This is a genomic window from Pseudomonadota bacterium (genome assembly GCA_027620075.1).
Classification (GTDB): Bacteria; Pseudomonadota; Alphaproteobacteria; order Rickettsiales; family UBA6187; genus 1-14-0-20-39-49.
Window position 1 is genome coordinate 564224 of record JAQCEY010000001.1, and the last position, 18654, is coordinate 582877.

Genomic DNA, 18654 nt, shown 5'->3' on the forward strand with positions numbered 1-18654 from the left:
GACCACTAAACTAATAAACAATATAGATTTGTATTTTAAACTTCTATTGCGCATTTGTTTAATAAAATTAGTTTTGTTATCAAATCGCCCTCTGTATTTTTGGGTTGTTAATGCTTATGGCCTATTAGAACGAGCGTTTTCTCATTTAAGAATGTTACAAATTTTTCCGGCTCAAAGCCTACAATAGATTTCATATCTGCAGATAAAGAAGCACTACACAGTTTTTCCCCTAATAAAACGCCCGTTGCATGGTAATCTAATTCAAGTGCGAATAAGAAACCAGCTTTAGTAAGGTGTTCCGAATAAACCAATGTAGGCACGTTATTTTCTATAGCTATACGAATAATGAAACGGTATGAGTCCTTATTTATGATAACGGGATCAGGAATAAACATAATCGCGTCATTCATTTTTATAGATTCCCTCAAAGCACTTGGTACATCCTTATTATCTGAAACCATCTTTAAATTTAGTTTAATACCGACCATTTTTGCAGCTTCATGTAACTCCGCAATTATATCATTATTATAACCTTCACTATGTATGATTCCTATTGTCTGCACATTTCCCACACGTTCTCTAAATTGCTTAAACTGGTTAATAAAAGGTGCTCTTAGTGATATTCCATGCATATTGCTTTTATGAATTCTTGTTTGTATGGCAGGAGTAACCAAGCTGTAAAAAACCTTTTCTTCAAAACCCTCTTGTTCCACCAACGATGTTGCGGGATCTCCAATAGAATAAATAACTTTCGGGTGTTCCGGATTATTTCTAATATGTGATTTTATTTCATCAACTAAGGTTTTACCTTTTTTTAATTTTCCATCCATATCATACATATGAATTGCACCAGATTGACCGCACCCCTTATTTAGCCCGTCTACGATCTGCTTACTTTGCGGAGTTTCTTTTGTATTGAAAATATATATCTGTATACGATTTTTACCGCTTGCCTCAGCAATTGTTATGCTGAAGCCTAATATAACGACAACAATGATCTGTATATTTTTAAAATATCGCAACATTATTTTTTTACCTTATTAAAACTTTTTTACACCCAGCATATAACTTCATTACAGATTCATCTTTAATGCTAATTGATGCACCCTACTTGCACGAATCCCGTGCTTATCAAGAGCGTATTTCATACCATATTCAATAAATAGATCCTTAGCCGTTTTCAGCCTTAGTCCAAAAGCAAGATCGGTAGTATGGTCACCACTGCCATCTTTTCTTGTTAATTCATGGCTTCCTATTGCTTCTATACTTAAGGACAACATTCTATCATTTGTAAATTGGCGGTAATATTCAGCGCCTACTACATAATCAAATTCATCCTGCCCTAAATACCCTGCATTAAATTCATAACCAACATTTGCATGCAGGCCAAAACCAAACGTTTCAAACGGAAATGATCTTGAAGCCAAAAGCATTGGCTTCGCACCATAATAGTCTATTCCTTGTAAATTATTAGCATCACCGGTTGGAAACCTTACCTCCAAAACTGAAGCCAGTTGTGTTTGGTCTCCTGAATATAGTGCATATTTTGCCCTTAAAGAAAAATCCCCAACACTTGTATACTCGCCATCCGCTGTAGAATAAGTTGGATCGACTGCCGGATCAAATGAATGTATTGTGCCTGGAAAGAACTGCTTAGTTTCATTTTCAATAAAGGTCGCATTTGCCTTTGCTATTAATCTTGTATGAATAATAGGGACTAAGACACCGAAATCCAGTTTATCAGTTATTCCGTAGCTACCATATAATGCTAGAACATGATTAGTGAGGTCTATTTCAGTATCTACTTGAATATAATCTCGTTCAAACTCATAACATGCTCCTGCAGGTCCACCAATACATATATTAGGCTCAGCTAAATCAACATGCGCAAGGGTCAGTCTTACACCATTCAAACTTTGTCCATTATAGTGAGTATATTTCGTATACGTATAAGATGCCCCAAGATTAAGGCGACCTTTCCCTAGCGTTCCTGCATGTTCAGTGAACACTCCTCCCTGTGCATTAGCTACGGAAGTAAATTCTCCTGTTATTTCATCATATACAAATTCGGTTCCACCGCCACCACTTGAAGTAGTTACGGCTGAATCCTGAGCTGCTCTTGATAGTTGCGCAAATTCATTAAGCGATGCAGAAGTAAAATGTGCAGCATGATTAAATCCTCCTGAAATAGTTAAAGTAATACCGTCTCCACCATATAGTGATTCAATTACCTTATTTAGATCAGTATCCGCAGATGCAGACCTGCCTAAAATGCCCGCACAAACAAACGTACAAATAGATAGCAATGTCACCATTCTTTTTTTGTATGTTTGAGTATATATCTCAATTCTCATATTTATTTTCATAACTTAAATACCTTTTTAATTATAATTAACAAAATACCTTCCACTAAATGCCCTGACTTAAAGTGTTCTTTACAATACGCGAGGAAGGCAACCATACTGTTACTTTAGTTCCCCGACCTTCAGCTCCTTCTATTGTTAACTTACCTTCATGTTTTTCTGTCAATGCGTTAGCCAAAGAAAGCCCTAATCCTATACCTCCATATTTCCTGTCCCTTGAACCATCAAGTTGTGTAAATGGCTCCATTACTGTATCAACATTTTCTTCAGATAGACCAATACCATTATCTTCAACTACAAAATAAATACCGTCATCATCTTTAACATCGGCATTTATTTTAATTACTCCCCCCGCTAATGAAAACTTTACAGAGTTTGACAGCAGGTGTAACAAAACTTTTTCTATGCGATGTTTATCTACGAAAATAACCGCATCCTTATTTGTTATGTCAACTTCTACAGGTATTTCCATACCACTATTTTCTATGGTTTTATTAATAGATATAACTACTTTATCGACTATTTTTTCTATGGAAGTATTTGCTTCCTGCAAGCGAAGATTGTCAGATTCTATTTCTGACATTTCAAAAACATTATTGATAAGTTCGAACAGCTCTGTGGCAGCATTATGTATAAAGTCTATATACTCGTTACAATCCCCATACTTTTCTTTGAAATTCTCTTCATACCTTGAACCTAATTCCTCACTTTCTTCAGGCATTCTATTTGTGACTTTACCTTTTCTTATAATGTCAGTAAATCCTATTATAGAGCTTAACGGGGTACGCAATTCGTGCGTCATGTTTGATAAAAAATCATTCTTCGCTTTATTAGCAACTTCAACCTTTCCTTTTTGTTCAATTAAATCTTTTTCTACCGCCCTACAACGCTGAACCTCACTTTCCAGCTCGTCTACCAAATGTTTTAACGTTTGTGTTTTTTCATTAACCGTCTGCTCTAGGGATGAATTTATGGTTGATATCTCCTCGTGCAACTTCTTATTCATAAAACAGTTCTTTGCACGTGCTTTTGCAACAGAGAAGTTTACGGGTTTAGATATAAAATCACTTGCGCCTAACTTGTAAGCTTCCAAAATGCTTTCAGTGTCATTTTTGGCTGTAACTATTATTATCGGTAGTTGCCAAGGCTGATATTGCTTTCTAACATATTGCAAAACATCAAAGCCACTTACATCAGGCATCATTAGGTCTAAGAAAACCATATCTACACGATTTCGGTCTATTATCTCAATTGCCTCTTTCCCGCCCTCGGCACTTAGACAATTAATGCCGATCCTTTCGAATTTACGAATTAGAATATCTCTATTGGCCTCGTTATCATCAACGACTAAAATAGCTGCATCTTTGATACTAATATCCTCTATATCCTTCATACCCACTCAACAATGTTTTTCTTTTTGAAAAATTGTTATATATCTTCTCTAGCCCTAGCACTCAAAAAACTTAAATACATCGATAGGATTAATGATTTTATAACAATACCTCTTAATGATTAACAATCCGTTAATTTACAAAAAGATACGAGCTTTACGGAGGTATAGTTACCGTTATCAACACAACAGCCGTTCGCACGCATCATTTACATTGCAACGCTCATCTCGAAGTATTTCAAAAATGGCAAGGGTATATTTCTTTCGAAATACATACCTCAATCTGATTTTTACAAAGCTAGTATTTGGATAATCTAAATTCTAAGGAAGAACAAACTGTTACTTTGGAATGCCAACAGTTATGTGGAAAGTTTTTCTTTAAATTGTAAAGTGAAGTTGGCTTGCTCTGGAAGTGCTTGGTTCATGCAACCTCCTGAACGTATGCGCCAGCGAGCTCTTTCACAATCATCGGAGTCCAAACCTTGATAGGGGTAAAGATTTCGTGCTTGCCAAGATGCGCAAACAGCGAGCCCTCTGCACTGAAAGCCGATGAGCCGGTCAATGCATCAAGACGAAAATCGCGGCGCTGGAACTTGCCCTTACCGATATAACCCCACTCTGCGAAAGCAATCGGTTTGCCATTTCTGGCTTTCATTGTTAGGGCATCACCATGTATGAGGTTGAGTGACAGCACAAAGCTTGCAGCGCGGTAAAGATCATCTTTTTCGTTAAGTGAGAGATATTCAGCGAAGATCCCAAGTAAGTTATCTCGACAGTCGTCGATATTGTCAGGCAATAATTCAATGCCATAAATACACATTACTGCTAACAGAGCGAAGTTGCGTTTCTCGAAGTCAGACTTGCCGTATTTAAGTTCTACCGCTGCAAGCTTACGACGCAGCACATGCGTTAAAAAATTTCCGTCTCCGCAAGCTGGCTCCAGAAAGCGGGAATCAATACGTTCTGACTCACCCTTTACAAGATCAAGCATGGCTTCCACCATCCACGCTGGCGTGAAAACTTCTCCGTGATCTATGACTCTTTGTTTTGATTTGATCAGCAAGGCGTAATCTCTAACGTTATGATTTAATCTTTTTTACTCTGCTCTTTTATCACCGTGCGGATTTTTGAAAGCCCCAGAACAGCAAAACGCCGTTCCGCTGGTGAAATTATATTATAAGGTTGAGTATTGCAACTGTTTTGATATTCCAGTAAGATGCAGCTACTTATTTTAACATATATCCACAGGAAATTTGACGGGTTAAAAATGACTTTGGGGGTACTTATGGGGGTATATACAAAAACCCAACGCAAATTATTTTTATATATCAATAATATACAATCCGCTTCAGGTTGCCTCCGGAGCACCATCTTGCAACGCACCACCTACGAAAGGCATGAAAGCCCTTACTTTACAAGGTTTTTAGGTCTAACATATCCCGTAATGTCAAATAAGATACACTTACTTTAACATCTGTTGAAATCTATTTTCTCTTTACTTTATAAGGCTCTTGAGCTTAACTATCTCTACTGTTATCTAATTATATATATTGTAACATACTCGCAAAAAAGAGGGTAATTATGCGGATATGTTTTTACGGGTGTGGTAACGAACAAAGGTTCTAAGAAGATGTTATTGAAAAATAAACAAGATTCCATTTTCGATAATAAAGGATACTATTACAAATTTGGTACAAGTCTTTGCGGATTTATGGTAGAAGAATTTACCCGTCCGGTCAAAGCGATAGAAGAAAACCTTTATGGTATAAGTTGTTCTTTAAGCCGGCTGCTTTGAGATCACCATAACAAAGACAGTATAATATACCCTTCAATTAAAAAAACGGTTCAACAAATATCGTTCTAACAAGTTACACTGCAAAATTAAGGTTAGCACTAGACTTTGTTTTAAAATGTGAAATGAATGGAAACAATAGATGTAAGGTACTAGAGTATAGAAATTTACAGATGACGAATTAAAGACTTTGAAGAAACTTAATAATCTAAAAACAAATGCCGCAAGCAAAAATTAAAAATCGCAAAATGCATTATACTGACACAGGCACCGGAGAGGTTATTTTGTTCGGTCATAGTTTCCTGTGGGACAATCAGATGTGGCAGGAACAGGTTGAGGTATTATCTACACAATATCGCTGCATAGTGCCTGACTTATGGGGACATGGTGAGTCAGACTATCTTGATAATTCTGAATGCAATATCGCAGAGCTTGCTGATGACCATATTCTATTAATGGATTCTTTAGGCATAGAAAAATTTTCTATTATCGGGCTTTCTGTTGGCGGTATGTGGGCAGCTCATATTGCTTTTAAATATCCTGAACGCATTAATAAGCTTGTTTTATGTGATACTGATTTGGGTAAGGAGCCGTTATTCAATAAATTTAAATATTATGTAATGATAAAAATGATGGAGCGTGCAAACTGCGTACCGCCTAAATTAGTCGAAAAGGTTATCCCGATATTTTTTTCAAAAACAACGTTAGAAAACAATAAGAAATTAGTCTGTTATTTTAAAAACAAACTTTCTTCCATTAGTAAAGAGTGCATACCTACTATAGCAACCCTCGCTAGGGCTATATTTTGGCGTGATAGCTTTTTGAACGAATTAAAACAAATTAAAGCAGAGACAAAAATAATTGTTGGCAGCGATGACATAGCTCGCCCGCCAAATGAAGCAAGGAGACTAGAAAAACTTATACCGAATGCTACTTTGTCAATAATCGAAAATTCAGGACATATCCCATCTTGCGAACAGCCGAAGTTATTAAATGCGGTCTTATTATACTTCTTTGATAAAACCGCTTCTTAGCTTTAAAAAAACACTATGTGGGTGTCTTTTCAATTCCTAACCGGACTTTTCTTTATTAACTAATTCCTTACCTGTACCTCGCGATTCCCTCCGAAACACCGATTACACTTATTTTAAGTCGCAAAAATATAAAGGTGCTAAGGCTAATAATGATTTTATGATGCAATTAAAAAAACACCCTTATAACTACTTAATAGCTATAAGGGTATTTAATAAAATTACTTAAAATGAATAACGGTAAATTTTTACGCTACCATTTTACCTTTAAACATTCTGGCAGGTTTTTTTGCACCGGAATTGGTAGAACCGGTCGTATTATTACCTTTGTTCTTATTCCTAAACCTATTTTTCTTTCTTTTTGCAGGATCGCTCTTGGAAGCTGCCTTACCTGATTCTGACGATCCGCCCGATCCGGGGTTTAGAAGCCTTTCAATCGCAGACCACTTGGATTTATCCTGAGGTGATACGAGATTAAGCGCACAACCTTTAGCACCTGCTCTGGCAGTTCTTCCGATACGGTGGATATAATCTTCGGCACATTGAGGCAAATCATAATTGATTACATGTTCAATATGCGGAATATCTAAGCCTCTTGCTGCCACATCAGTAGCTACAAGTATGCGGTATTTCTTCCTTCTGAAAGCCTCTATAACTCTTTCACGTTTACTTTGACGCAAGTCACCGTGGATAGCTTCCGCACTATAGCCTTTCTTGGCAAGTTTGATTGCCATTTTTTCAGTACCGTATTTAGTTTTAACAAAAACTATTATCGAACCTTCACGCCTATCAAGCTCCGAAAGGAAAGTGTCATACTTATCCGCCTCACTGATACGCATTATATCCTGTGTGATATTTGCAGCCGGCGACGAAGTCGGGCTTACGGATATATGTACGGGATCCTTTAAATACTTATCGGCTATCTTAACAATGTTTTTAGGCAGTGTCGCAGAAAACAAAAGAGTCTGACGAGAACCGGTCATATATTTCATTATATTATCTATCTGGATACTAAAACCCATATCCAACATACGGTCGGTTTCATCAAGAACCAAAAAATCCGCATTATTAAGCATAAGGCTTCCACGCTCCAGATGGTCATTGATACGTCCGGGCGTACCGACTATTAATCTCGGTCTGTTACGCAACTGTTGCAGTTGTTTTACCATCGAATCGCCACCGATTAGCATCGCTGTTTTTATCTTAGAATTTCTTCCAAGCATATCTTGTAGTTGCTTTAATACTTGAGTAGCAAGTTCACGTGTCGGGGTCATAACCAGTGCCATACCGTTAGAATCGGTCATAAGTTTTGTTACCAGAGGTATTCCGAACGCAGCAGTTTTACCTGTACCCGTTTGAGCAGAGCCTAAAATGTCCCTCCCCTCTAAAGCAAGAGGTATAGCCTGTTGCTGTATCGGGGTAGGTTCATTAAATTGCAAATGCTGCAAAGTATGGTTAAGGGCTTCAGGTAAGCCCATTTCTTTAAATGTTTTCATATGAAATATCCTTATTGCAAAAGAATACATTCACAGCAAACACCGTAATATCCTCAATGCAATTATATAAATTGTTAAGATAGATTAGTCAGATAATAACTGAACATGTGCAGCAGACGACTTGCCTTTTACAGTAGCTATTTCATAGCTTACTTTTTGACCGTCATCAAGCTGTCTTATACCGCTTTTTTCAAGCGCACTTATATGAACAAAAACATCACTCGAACCATCATCAGGTTGAATAAAGCCATATCCCTTAGTTGCATTAAACCATTTTACCGTTCCGTTTGCCATAATTATTTCCTTTAGCATTATAGTTAAAAAAGAGCATACTCCCGTAAATTTTTCAATACGGGCTTACTCTTATTCAAACGCTTGGGATCGACAGTTTTAAGGAAGATCTTTTGTGGCTTCATGTAGTACCACTACTTATTAATACAAATTAATACAAGTCTCATTTTAGCAAGAGCAATTTAAACTCTGCAGAAGAACATACACCAAGATAATTTAAAAAGCAACCTTTATATTAAAAAAACATTCGGGGACTATGTAGTACCTTTATTGTCATTCGCCGGCTTAACCGGCGAATCTATAAATATTAAATAGATATTAAACAGTAGATTCACCGATTAAATCGGTGAACGACAGGATAAATTCACCTATAACAAAATATATATTTATTGAATTATAATATAAAACTAATATAAATATTAACTTCCATAATAATAAAAATTATCAAGTCTGAAAAATGCCGAATTTTACAAAAGATAATGCAAATGATATATCTCGTTTATTAAAAAAAATGACCTCCGAGATATCCGATGACAGATTTAATAAAGATCTTATCATAAAAAGTGAGCAGTTAAAAACCGTAACCGACGATGAATTAGATATCAACAACGGTGGTGTTGCGGCTTTAGACATAATGCACAATATCGGTTTAATAACCCCGTTTGCTTTAGCGTATTCACAGGAAAACCCTAAATATATAAAAGCTATTGCGAACTTATTAAGCGACGCATCTAAGATAAAAGGAGTCGATATAGATCGGGACATAAGTGAATCATGTGATTTTCTCGGCTCACCCGGAGAAGGAACGGAATTATATATCACCGGTTCAATGATTAGATTTAAGATGGCAAAACCTCGTGAAAAAGAAACATTCGGTCAACTTATAGAAGGCTTGCTGAAAAACTCAGGTCGTAACCGGAACCATACACCTTTGAGTTTTGCATTGCAACAGGGCGATCTGGAGTTTATGACGCAATATAGTGAATTTTTAGAATCTAAAGAAAGTAAACCTCAAATCCACACCTCTTCCATAAAAAGTAATGGTGACGTTTTGGATGCAGCAAGCCGGCACAAAAAACCTAATCCTTCCCCCCTACCTGCATCGCAACAAAACAACGGCAATAATGACTTAAACAACTCTCTTCTTGCACTTGGAGGACTTGCTTTAGCCGGAACTTTATATTACGTATCTAAAAAATTGAGAAATAGCTATAAAGAACAACAGGCACAAAAGTCGGCTCAGGAGTTAATAGAGGCGGAATCACAAAGTAAATCGCAGTCGCAAAGTAAACACACGGAATCAAAAGGCAGGACGACAAAATCCGGTAAAAAGAAAAATACGGGCAAACAATCCCTAACATCAGGCACGCAAAATATAGAAGCCGCTTCTGCCTCCGTTGAAGTACCCAGAGTAATTTCTTTTAGGGAATTAAATAGCGAAGAAACCGTCCCCTTGCAAAATAATCCTGATATAAAAGACTTAACTAAAATTGAAAAATCAAAACCGGTATTACAAGCCTCATCTCCGGCTTTTACCGCTCTTACAACACCTACGGCTTTTGATACGATGGAACCTTTTTCACTTGATACTCCGCAGGAGCCACAAGCTTTAGCCCTAAAAGATTCCGAGATATCCGAACTAAAAAAAGAGATACAAAAACTAAAAGAATCATCAGGCTTAAAAGACGCTATTATCGCCAATCAAAAGAAATCTATTCACACCTCCGGTAAAGACTCTGAAATGATGAAAGAGCGTCTAAGACAAGAAACAGAACGGGCAGATGCGGCAACCGGAAGGGCAAATTTTTCTGAAAATAACGAGAAGTCACTAAAAGAAAACCAAAAAGCTATCGAACAACAAAATCAAAGATTAAATGAAACAAATAAATTCCTGATAAAAAAAGCACAGGAAAAGGACAAAAAAATCTCAAGACTTATCAGGGAACAAAACCGCCCGCTAACAATCAACGAAGAAAAGGCAAGGGCTTTCGACGAAGGTCGCTTCAGAGGATCAATTGAAACATGGGAGCCGGCTCTTGCATGGGGTTATGCACAAAGAGCTCAGGAAGATCAGGGATATATAGGATATCTTGAAGGAACCGTTCAGGATTTACTCATAAAAGTACAAAATGCATATTATGACGGTATGCAACAAGGTCTTGAGCAAAGCAGGGAAAGTACGCAGGCACAACTTTTACAAGCTGAAGAACGGGGTTTTCATCGTGGGGCAAATCTCGATTATGAAAAATTCTACAAGAGCTTAAAAGAACAAGTACAGGCAGAAAAAGAAATCAGGCAACAAAATAATAATGACAATACACAATCGACCGCAAGCCGACCGCTTGAAAGAAAAGTTCCGATATCGCCCGAATCTATCGAGCAGCAGAACGCCTTAAAGAGGTCAAGATCGTTCAGTTAACATTTATAACTTGCAAAAAAGCTTTCTATATTTAATATTCAAAGAAAAAATCCGTAAAAAATTTCAAAGGAAGACAGCAAATGGCAATAACCGAACTACAACGAGCGGAAGTAGCTGCCCAAAAAACAGAAGTAAACAAGACTTTAAGAAAAACAGTTGATGACTTGGAAGCAATATTGTACGAGCCTATCCCTGTTCTTGACCACGGTTTTGTAAGAGTTGTGGATTATATGGGTGATGACTCTGCAATTGTTCAGGCAGCCCGCGTATCATACGGAAAAGGTACAAAACAGGTCAGTCTCGATGCCGGTTTAATAAATTATCTTCTGCGTCACCGCCACACGACTCCATTTGAGATGTGTGAGATAAAATTCCATTTGAAAATGCCTATATTTGTCGCACGTCAATGGATTCGCCATCGCACGGCAAATGTGAATGAATATTCGGCACGTTATTCGGTTTTAGATAACGAGTTCTATATCCCTTCTGCCGAACAGTTGGCAGCCCAATCAACCAAGAACCATCAGGGGCGTGGTGAAGAATCATTAAGCCAAGAAGAAGCTAACCGTGTAATAGAAATATTAAAAGGTGATTCACAGCAATGCTATAAGCATTATGAAGAATTGATGAACTGCAATGCAGACGGTGAAATAATCGACCACGATAAAAAAGGCATAGCACGTGAGCTTGCCCGTATGAACCTCCCTATTAACATATACACTCAGTGGTACTGGAAAATAGACCTGCATAATTTGATGCACTTCCTTGCACTGCGTGCCGATAGCCATGCCCAGTATGAAATACGTGTTTTTGCCCAAACAATGCTTGATATAGTAAAACGCTGGGTTCCGATAACCTACAATGCGTTCATGGATCATAGGGTAAATTCAACTGAAATTTCAGGCAAAGGCATGGAAGTTATAAAAGCCATGATAAACCGTGATTTTACAGATCAGGAATCATCAGGAATGAGCAAGCGTGAATGGTCGGAATTGATGGAAAAACTCGGGCAGAATTTATAAATTTCATTCCCTATTTAGCTTAGAGCCGGTTTTTGTGGTACTTCAACTTTTATACTTTAGCATGCTTTAATTTAGGCGGCTTCTGCCATTAAAAATATTCACATTCAAGGTAAATATGAACCTTAAAGATACACTCGATAGTTTTATGCAGGCTTACAAAATAAAACCCACGCAAAAAATAGCGGTGGCTGTGTCCGGTGGCTGTGATTCTATGGCGTTGGCATTACTTGCCTATTCGTGGGCAAAAACTCCTATTATCGCAATTACGGTAGACCATAGGCTTAGAAAAGAATCAAAAGACGAGGCAGAGCAGGTTTCACGCTGGATGAAAAAATACGGGATTGAACATCATATCCTGAATTGGGACGGAGATAAACCTCCTTCTAATATTCAGGCAAATGCACGGGAAGCACGCTATAACCTTCTAACCGAGTTTTGCAAACAAAACAGGATTAAAACCCTGCTTGTAGCCCATAATAAAGAAGATCAGGCAGAAACTCTGCTTATGAGGCTTATGCGTGGTAGCGGCATTGAGGGAATGTGCGGTATCTTCGAAGATACAAATATCAACGAAGTACGTATTTTAAGACCCCTGCTTGATGTCAACAAAAACGAACTTAAATCTTACTTAAGGAAACAACAGCAAGGCTGGATTGAAGACCCTTCTAACCGCAACGAGAAATTTACCAGAGTGCAGGTCAGGAATTTTATTAACAATTCACCTGAGCCTGACTTGCTCGTTGAACGCCTTGCCAATAGTTGCAAAACACTACAACAAAGCAACAGCTACATAGAGGAAAAGATTAAGCAGGATATAAAGGAAGTAGTTAATATCAGACCTGAGGGCTATTGCATATTAGACATAGAAAAGTTTAAATCATTACATAAAGAATCTGCAATTAAGATACTGTCACGAGTAATAAAATCGGTTGGCGGTGAATATTACAAGCCACGTTTTGAAAAAACGGATAGTTTGTATAAGCAGATTATGGAAGGAAAATACAACGCAACATTAGGCGGTTGCGAGATATTTGAATCCAAAAAGATAAAAGATAATGGAAAGATATTCATAATAAAAGAAAATGCTGCACTGCAACATAGCTTACCCCTAAACGGAAAATCTTCCGTTATCTGGGACGGGCGTTTTATGTGCTCCCTGAATAAAAAGGATATATCGGGTTATTATGTGGGGGCGTTAACGGAGAAGGGCTTTTCCGACCTACTAAAATCCGACAAAAAACTAAGCAGGATATACTTGCCGAGAAAAGTTATTTTCTCACTTCCTGCCTTACATACACTTGAAAAAATAGTTGCGGTTCCCCATATATCATATTACGAGAACAACGAGTTTGAAGACCTGTTTGATGTTCGCTTTTTAGATGAACTGTTAAATTTAGCACAGTAAATTATCATTACAATTCTTTAATTTCAATGTTTTTACTATACTAACATAAGTAAGTTGGTATAATTTATTTTAAATGTCCTTTTTTAAATTGCAGGGGAAGATAAATGGGTGCCGGTAAAAGTTTTTTCTTTTGGATAATTCTGATAATAGTGATGGTCATGTCATACGACATGATGAACAGCGGTTCGGGTTCTATAAATTCGGAAGAAGTCGGTTTTTCCGATTTCTTATATAATGTAGAAGCCGGAAAGGTTCAGGAAGTGCAGATAAGGGGTTCTCATATAATGGGAACTTACAACAACGAAACAAGTTCTGCGTTCAAGACCTATAGACCTGACCAATATCCGGGACTTATTGATGTTTTAAAAGACAATAATGTAAAGTTCGAAATAAAACCTGCCGAATCATTCATAGGTTCTTTAATAGGCTTTTTACTTACATCACTGCTTCCTATATTCCTGCTTATCGGTGCATGGATACTGGTTATGAAGCATATGCAAGGCGGCGGCAAAGGCGGTGGAGCTATGGGCTTCGGTCGTTCAAAGGCACGCCTTATGGATAAGAATAAAAATAAGGTAACATTTAATGACGTTGCCGGAATTGAAGAAGCAAAAGAAGAGCTGCATGAAATCGTAGACTTTCTTAAAGACCCGCAAAAATTCGGTTCTCTTGGCGGTAAGATACCGAGGGGTTGCCTTCTTGTAGGTTCTCCCGGTACGGGTAAAACCCTGCTTGCCCGTGCTATAGCAGGGGAAGCCGGAGTGCCTTTCTTTTCAATTTCAGGTTCCGACTTTGTCGAAATGTTCGTAGGTGTCGGTGCAAGCCGTGTACGTGACCTGTTCGAACAAGGCAAGAAAAATGCACCATGCCTTATATTCATAGATGAGATTGATGCAGTAGGTCGTCACCGTGGTGCAGGTCTTGGCGGCGGTAATGATGAGCGTGAGCAGACACTTAACCAGCTTCTGGTTGAGATGGACGGATTCGAGGAAAATCAGGGAGTTATAATTATAGCGGCCACCAACCGCCCTGACGTTCTTGACCCTGCCCTGCTTCGTCCGGGTCGTTTTGACCGTCAGATAGTAGTGCCTTTGCCTGACATATTAGGGCGTACCAGAATTTTGGAAGTACATATGCAAAAAGTGCCTTTAGCACCTGATGTTGACGCAAAAACAATAGCAAGGGGAACTCCGGGTTTTACAGGAGCCGATCTTGCCAACCTTGTAAATGAAGCCGCACTGCTTGCTGCCCGCAAGAACCGCAAGGTGGTGACGATGCAGGAAATGGAAGAGGCTAAAGACAAGGTAATGATGGGTGCTGAGCGAAAAAGCATGGTAATGGACGAAGAAGAAAAGAAACTTACCGCATACCATGAAGCAGGTCATGCCGTTGTAAGCATTCATTGCACTGCCTCCGACCCTATCCATAAAGCAACTATAATCCCTCGCGGAAGGGCGTTAGGTATGGTAATGCGTCTTCCTGAAAAAGACAAGTTATCCCTGACCCGTGAAAAAGCCAAGGCAGATATGGCTGTCGCTATGGGAGGTCGTGTCGCAGAAGAAATGATATTCGGCTACGAAAAAGTAACCTCCGGTGCATCATCCGATATAAAGATGGCTACTAACCTTGCTCGTTCAATGGTTACGCAATGGGGCATGAGTGATAAGATAGGTCCTATATTCCATGCGAGCAATCAGGACGAAGTATTCTTAGGGCATTCGGTAACCCAGCAGAAAAACGTATCTGAGGAAACGGCAAAAATCATCGATCAGGAAGTCAAAGACCTTGTTAATGAGGGCTATAAAACGGCGGAATCAATATTGACCAAATACCGCAAAGAACTCGAAACACTTGCAAAAGCACTACTTGAATATGAAACGTTGAGCGGTGATGAGATTAGGGAAGTTCTGGCAGGCAAAACCCTAGATAAAAAATCACTATTGAAAGCTAGGAAAACCATTAAAAAGGCGTCAGTTCCGATTACGGTTGTTGACAATGCGAAAAATGAAGGCAAAACTACAAAACCCGAACCTAAAAAAACAAAGGTCAAAAAACCGACCGATAAAAAGAACGATAAGTCAGATAAGGGAACAAGCCCTGAAGGTGCTTAATTAAATTAGTAACGAGTATTTAAAATGAAATATTATCTTTGGGCTTCAATTGCTTTTTTTTCATTTAATAGCTTTGCCCAAAACTATAGTCCCGTTCAGTTGGAACAACAAAGGCTGAATGACAGGCTAAATAAAATGGAGAATAACCTGAATATTCTTCAAAAGCAGTTTTACAAAAACGGCAAAGCACCTGCGTCATTTGACAATTATGACGATGCGTCACCTAATACGCAGGTACGCATAGACGAAATTGAAGAAAAATTGCGTGACCTTATGGGTAAGATTGAACAAAATCAGTTTAACATTACCAACGCACTAAAGCAGATACAAAAAGTTTCACAGGATATTGATTTTCGCCTTAGCGAAATGGAAAAAAAACAGACGCACAATAGCTTAGGCTCAAATATAAACTCTCCCGCTCCCAATACTAACGCAAATGACAAAAAAGAACCTGAGCTTGTAGGTAAGTTGGAGAACGCAACCCGTGAGAGCGTTGCTCCTATTGATGAAAACGACCAGTATGATAAGGCTTTCATGTATTTGCGTAATGCAGAGTATGACAAAGCGGAGTCTATGCTTAAAGCGTTCATAGACAATAATGCGGAAAGCAGTCTTATCAGTAACGCTTATTATTGGCTTGGTGAGACTTTCTATGTACGTGAAAATTTTGAACAATCTGCGGTCAATTTCCTGAAAGGCTATCAAAAACTACCCAAAGGTAATAAAGCTGCCGACAATCTTTTAAAATTGGCCATGTCTCTAAATAAAATGAACAAAAAGAAAGAGGCGTGTACAACTTTTACTAAGCTTGAAAAAGAGTTTCCCGAAGCTGAAAAAGCTATTAAGGACAAGGTAAGTGAAGAGAAAAAGGCTATAAATTGTTCATAAAAAAAGACAATTATCACTTTAACATAAGTAAGTTAGCAACTATTGTCATCCCCCGAATTTGCGAAGCAAATTATAGGGGGATCTCATTTTAATTTGTAGAAGACCCCCGAACAAGTCGGGGATAACCAATAATAAGCATTACCTAATCAGCGATTTCACGACCGGCAAAAAAGAACGCTATCTCACGTGCTGCCGATTCAGGGCTGTCAGAGCCGTGAACAGAGTTTTCACCTACACTATTAGCATATTCTTTACGTATAGTACCTGCATCAGCATTATCAGGATTGGTAGCTCCCATAACTTCACGATATTTGGCTATAGCATTTTCTCCTTGTAGAACCTGAACTATCACAGGGGCAGACACCATAAAATCAACTAACTCACCGAAGAAAGGGCGTTCTTTATGCTCACCGTAAAAAATCCCTGCCTCACGACGGCTAAGATAGATTTTTTTCTGTGCAACGATAGAAAGACCTGCATCTTCTATCATAGCATTGATTTTTCCTGTTATATTACGTTTGGTAGCATCAGGTTTGATAATAGATAATGTACGTTCGATAGCCATTTACTCAATTCCCTTATAAGTATTTTCAAAATGAGAGACCCTTATAAAAGTATTTCTAAAAAAAGCAAGTTTTTAGTTTAAATGCTCCTGACAGCTCCTATTAAAGGCATGTTTGCATCAGGCATATCGAATTTTGATAACTGATTTTTTTCTATCCATTTTAATTCTTGCCCTTCTTTTGGCACAATAACACCTTCCCACCGTCTGATTACAAAGACATACATTATAAGATGAAAGTCAGCATAACGGTGAGACAGGAATGTCAGAGGCAACAGGCAGCCTGCCGATGTTCGGATACCAAGTTCTTCCTTTAGTTCACGGACTAAAGCAATTTCAGGAACTTCACCCTCCTTAGCCTTACCTCCGGGAAACTCCCATAAACCTGCCATGGGCTTGCCTTCAGGTCTTTTGGCTATAAGTATTTTTTCGTCCTTATCTACCAAAACACCTGCGGCGACATATTTAAAAGCAACCTTCTCTAATAATTCGGGATATTCCCTTGCAGGGTCACAACCGCCTTGATACATGTTTTTCCTTTCTTTGAAGTTACCTTACTTAAATCTTTACTTAGCTTAACCATAAAAACTGAACTCTACTCACTAACCACCGGCAACTAAAACCTAAAACAAACTATCCTGCCTCTTATCTGCTACCACCGTTTTTTTAGACTTATTCCCCAATGCCTGAACATCGGCTTGTCCGTCGGCAAATTCTATTTTCAGCTTATCACCGGCATTAACGCCGGTTGCCTGACTAATCACCTTGCCGCCCGAACTATGCACAACGGCAAAGCCACGCTTTAAAACGTTTTTATAACTATAGCTTTCCATTAGCTTTCCGAGGAAATGTATTTTTTGCTCCTTATCCTTCAATATTTTCGGGAAGGCATTTTCAAGACGGATAGCCAGATTATCAAGTTTTTGCGTTTTATCATCAATAAGCTGCGAAAGACTCGGCATTCCCCTTGCCAGTCCTTTTAACTCATTGGCTTTATTTTCCAGCAGCCTGAATATATCCCCTTTTATTCTCCTTGCCATATCATCTATATAAAGCACAAGCTCGGCTTTTACAGGTACAGCCTTTTCAGCGGCAGCCGTAGGGGTCGGGCAACGTAAGTCGGATACATAATCAATAAGCGTAGTATCGGTTTCGTGACCGACAGCAGATATAAGAGGAATATCCGATGCCGCTGCGGCACGCACAACAATCTCTTCATTGAACGCCCACAAATCCTCTAAAGAGCCGCCTCCCCTTGCCACTATCAGCAAGTCCGGTCGGTTATCACCTTTTACAGCGTTAAAACCATATATGGCATTGGCTATCTGCTCGGCTGCTTTTTCCCCCTGCACCAACACAGGCCATACAATTACATGGGTCGGAAACCTGTCCTCTATCCTATGCAGTATATCCCTGATAACCGCTCCTGTAGGCGATGTAACTACTCCTATTATTTTAGGCAGGTAAGGTATAGGCTTTTTTCTATCGGCATCAAACAGACCCTCTGCCGCTAGTTTTTTCTTACGCTTTTCCAGCAACTCCATCAACGCTCCAAGCCCTGCCGGTGTCATTGATTCCACTATCATCTGATATTTGGATTGCCCTGCATATGTAGTTATACGCCCCGTACACACCACCTCTATGCCGTCTTCCGGTTTGAATGTAAAACTGCCCGTACTACCCTTCCAGCATATTCCGGCAAGCACCGCCGATTCATCTTTTAAGTTAAAATAAAGATGCCCCGAAGGTGCGCGTTTAAAGTTAGATAACTCACCCTTTACCCTAACATAAGGAAAAGCCCCTTCCACCGCAAGCTTAATGGTATTAGATATCTCACTGACACTAAATTCAGGCATGTTCGGGTTTTGTTCTAATTGCGACATA

At 38.7% G+C, this 18654-nt stretch carries 16 protein-coding genes; 7 read left to right on the forward strand and 9 right to left on the reverse strand.

Annotation, left to right across the window (positions count from 1 at the left end):
* Positions 1 to 107 precede the first annotated feature (107 nt).
* The 4 genes from O2942_02955 to O2942_02970 form a co-directional block, all read right to left on the reverse strand.
* Complete coding sequence (locus O2942_02955; protein MDA0781205.1) at positions 108 to 1025, reverse strand: ABC transporter substrate binding protein; 918 nt, start codon at positions 1023 to 1025, stop codon at positions 108 to 110.
* Positions 1026 to 1073: 48 nt separating this feature from the next.
* Entirely contained in the window at positions 1074 to 2366 is a 1293-nt protein-coding gene (locus tag O2942_02960; protein ID MDA0781206.1) for a hypothetical protein, read from the reverse strand.
* Positions 2367 to 2409: 43 nt separating this feature from the next.
* Complete coding sequence (locus O2942_02965) at positions 2410 to 3756, reverse strand: hybrid sensor histidine kinase/response regulator (GenBank protein MDA0781207.1); 1347 nt, start codon at positions 3754 to 3756, stop codon at positions 2410 to 2412.
* Positions 3757 to 4174: 418 nt separating this feature from the next.
* The gene (locus tag O2942_02970) at positions 4175 to 4756 is read right to left on the reverse strand and encodes an SAM-dependent DNA methyltransferase (protein ID MDA0781208.1); all 582 of its coding nucleotides are present in this window, start codon (positions 4754 to 4756) and stop codon (positions 4175 to 4177) included.
* 600 nt (positions 4757 to 5356) lie between these two features.
* Here O2942_02970 and O2942_02975 point away from each other — a divergent pair.
* Both O2942_02975 and O2942_02980 read left to right on the forward strand, forming a co-directional pair.
* A complete protein-coding gene (locus O2942_02975; protein MDA0781209.1) occupies positions 5357 to 5548 on the forward strand; it encodes a hypothetical protein in 192 nt (63 codons plus the stop codon).
* A 245-nt stretch (positions 5549 to 5793) separates the two neighbouring features.
* Entirely contained in the window at positions 5794 to 6579 is a 786-nt protein-coding gene (locus tag O2942_02980) for an alpha/beta fold hydrolase (protein MDA0781210.1), read from the forward strand.
* A gap of 245 nt (positions 6580 to 6824) precedes the next feature.
* Here the strand turns inward: O2942_02980 and O2942_02985 are convergent, their stop codons facing one another.
* Both O2942_02985 and O2942_02990 read right to left on the reverse strand, forming a co-directional pair.
* A complete protein-coding gene (locus O2942_02985; protein MDA0781211.1) occupies positions 6825 to 8072 on the reverse strand; it encodes a DEAD/DEAH box helicase in 1248 nt (415 codons plus the stop codon).
* 84 nt (positions 8073 to 8156) lie between these two features.
* On the reverse strand, positions 8157 to 8366 hold the full coding sequence (locus O2942_02990) for a cold-shock protein (protein ID MDA0781212.1): 210 nt from the start codon (positions 8364 to 8366) through the stop codon (positions 8157 to 8159).
* 454 nt (positions 8367 to 8820) lie between these two features.
* Here O2942_02990 and O2942_02995 point away from each other — a divergent pair, with 454 nt between their 5' ends.
* From O2942_02995 to ybgF, 5 genes are all read left to right on the forward strand, one after another.
* Positions 8821 to 10782, forward strand: a complete 1962-nt coding sequence (locus O2942_02995; GenBank protein MDA0781213.1) for a hypothetical protein — start codon at positions 8821 to 8823, stop codon at positions 10780 to 10782.
* A gap of 80 nt (positions 10783 to 10862) precedes the next feature.
* Positions 10863 to 11804 carry an FAD-dependent thymidylate synthase gene (gene thyX / locus O2942_03000; protein MDA0781214.1) on the forward strand — a complete coding sequence of 314 codons (942 nt, stop codon included), beginning with the start codon at positions 10863 to 10865 and terminating at the stop codon, positions 11802 to 11804.
* A 115-nt stretch (positions 11805 to 11919) separates the two neighbouring features.
* Positions 11920 to 13209 carry a tRNA lysidine(34) synthetase TilS gene (tilS, locus tag O2942_03005; protein MDA0781215.1) on the forward strand — a complete coding sequence of 430 codons (1290 nt, stop codon included), beginning with the start codon at positions 11920 to 11922 and terminating at the stop codon, positions 13207 to 13209.
* Between the two features lie 104 nt (positions 13210 to 13313).
* Positions 13314 to 15320, forward strand: a complete 2007-nt coding sequence (ftsH, locus tag O2942_03010) for an ATP-dependent zinc metalloprotease FtsH (GenBank protein ID MDA0781216.1) — start codon at positions 13314 to 13316, stop codon at positions 15318 to 15320.
* 24 nt (positions 15321 to 15344) lie between these two features.
* Positions 15345 to 16208, forward strand: coding sequence for a tol-pal system protein YbgF (gene ybgF, locus O2942_03015; GenBank protein ID MDA0781217.1), 864 nt, complete (start codon positions 15345 to 15347; stop codon positions 16206 to 16208).
* 142 nt (positions 16209 to 16350) lie between these two features.
* On the opposite strand, the gene ndk is transcribed toward ybgF, so the two are convergent.
* The 3 genes from ndk to xseA form a co-directional block, all read right to left on the reverse strand.
* Positions 16351 to 16773, reverse strand: coding sequence for a nucleoside-diphosphate kinase (gene ndk / locus O2942_03020; protein MDA0781218.1), 423 nt, complete (start codon positions 16771 to 16773; stop codon positions 16351 to 16353).
* Between the two features lie 77 nt (positions 16774 to 16850).
* Entirely contained in the window at positions 16851 to 17300 is a 450-nt protein-coding gene (gene mutT / locus O2942_03025) for an 8-oxo-dGTP diphosphatase MutT (GenBank protein ID MDA0781219.1), read from the reverse strand.
* 93 nt (positions 17301 to 17393) lie between these two features.
* On the reverse strand, positions 17394 to 18653 hold the full coding sequence (xseA, locus tag O2942_03030) for an exodeoxyribonuclease VII large subunit (GenBank protein MDA0781220.1): 1260 nt from the start codon (positions 18651 to 18653) through the stop codon (positions 17394 to 17396).
* Between the last annotated feature and the right edge of the window lies 1 nt (position 18654).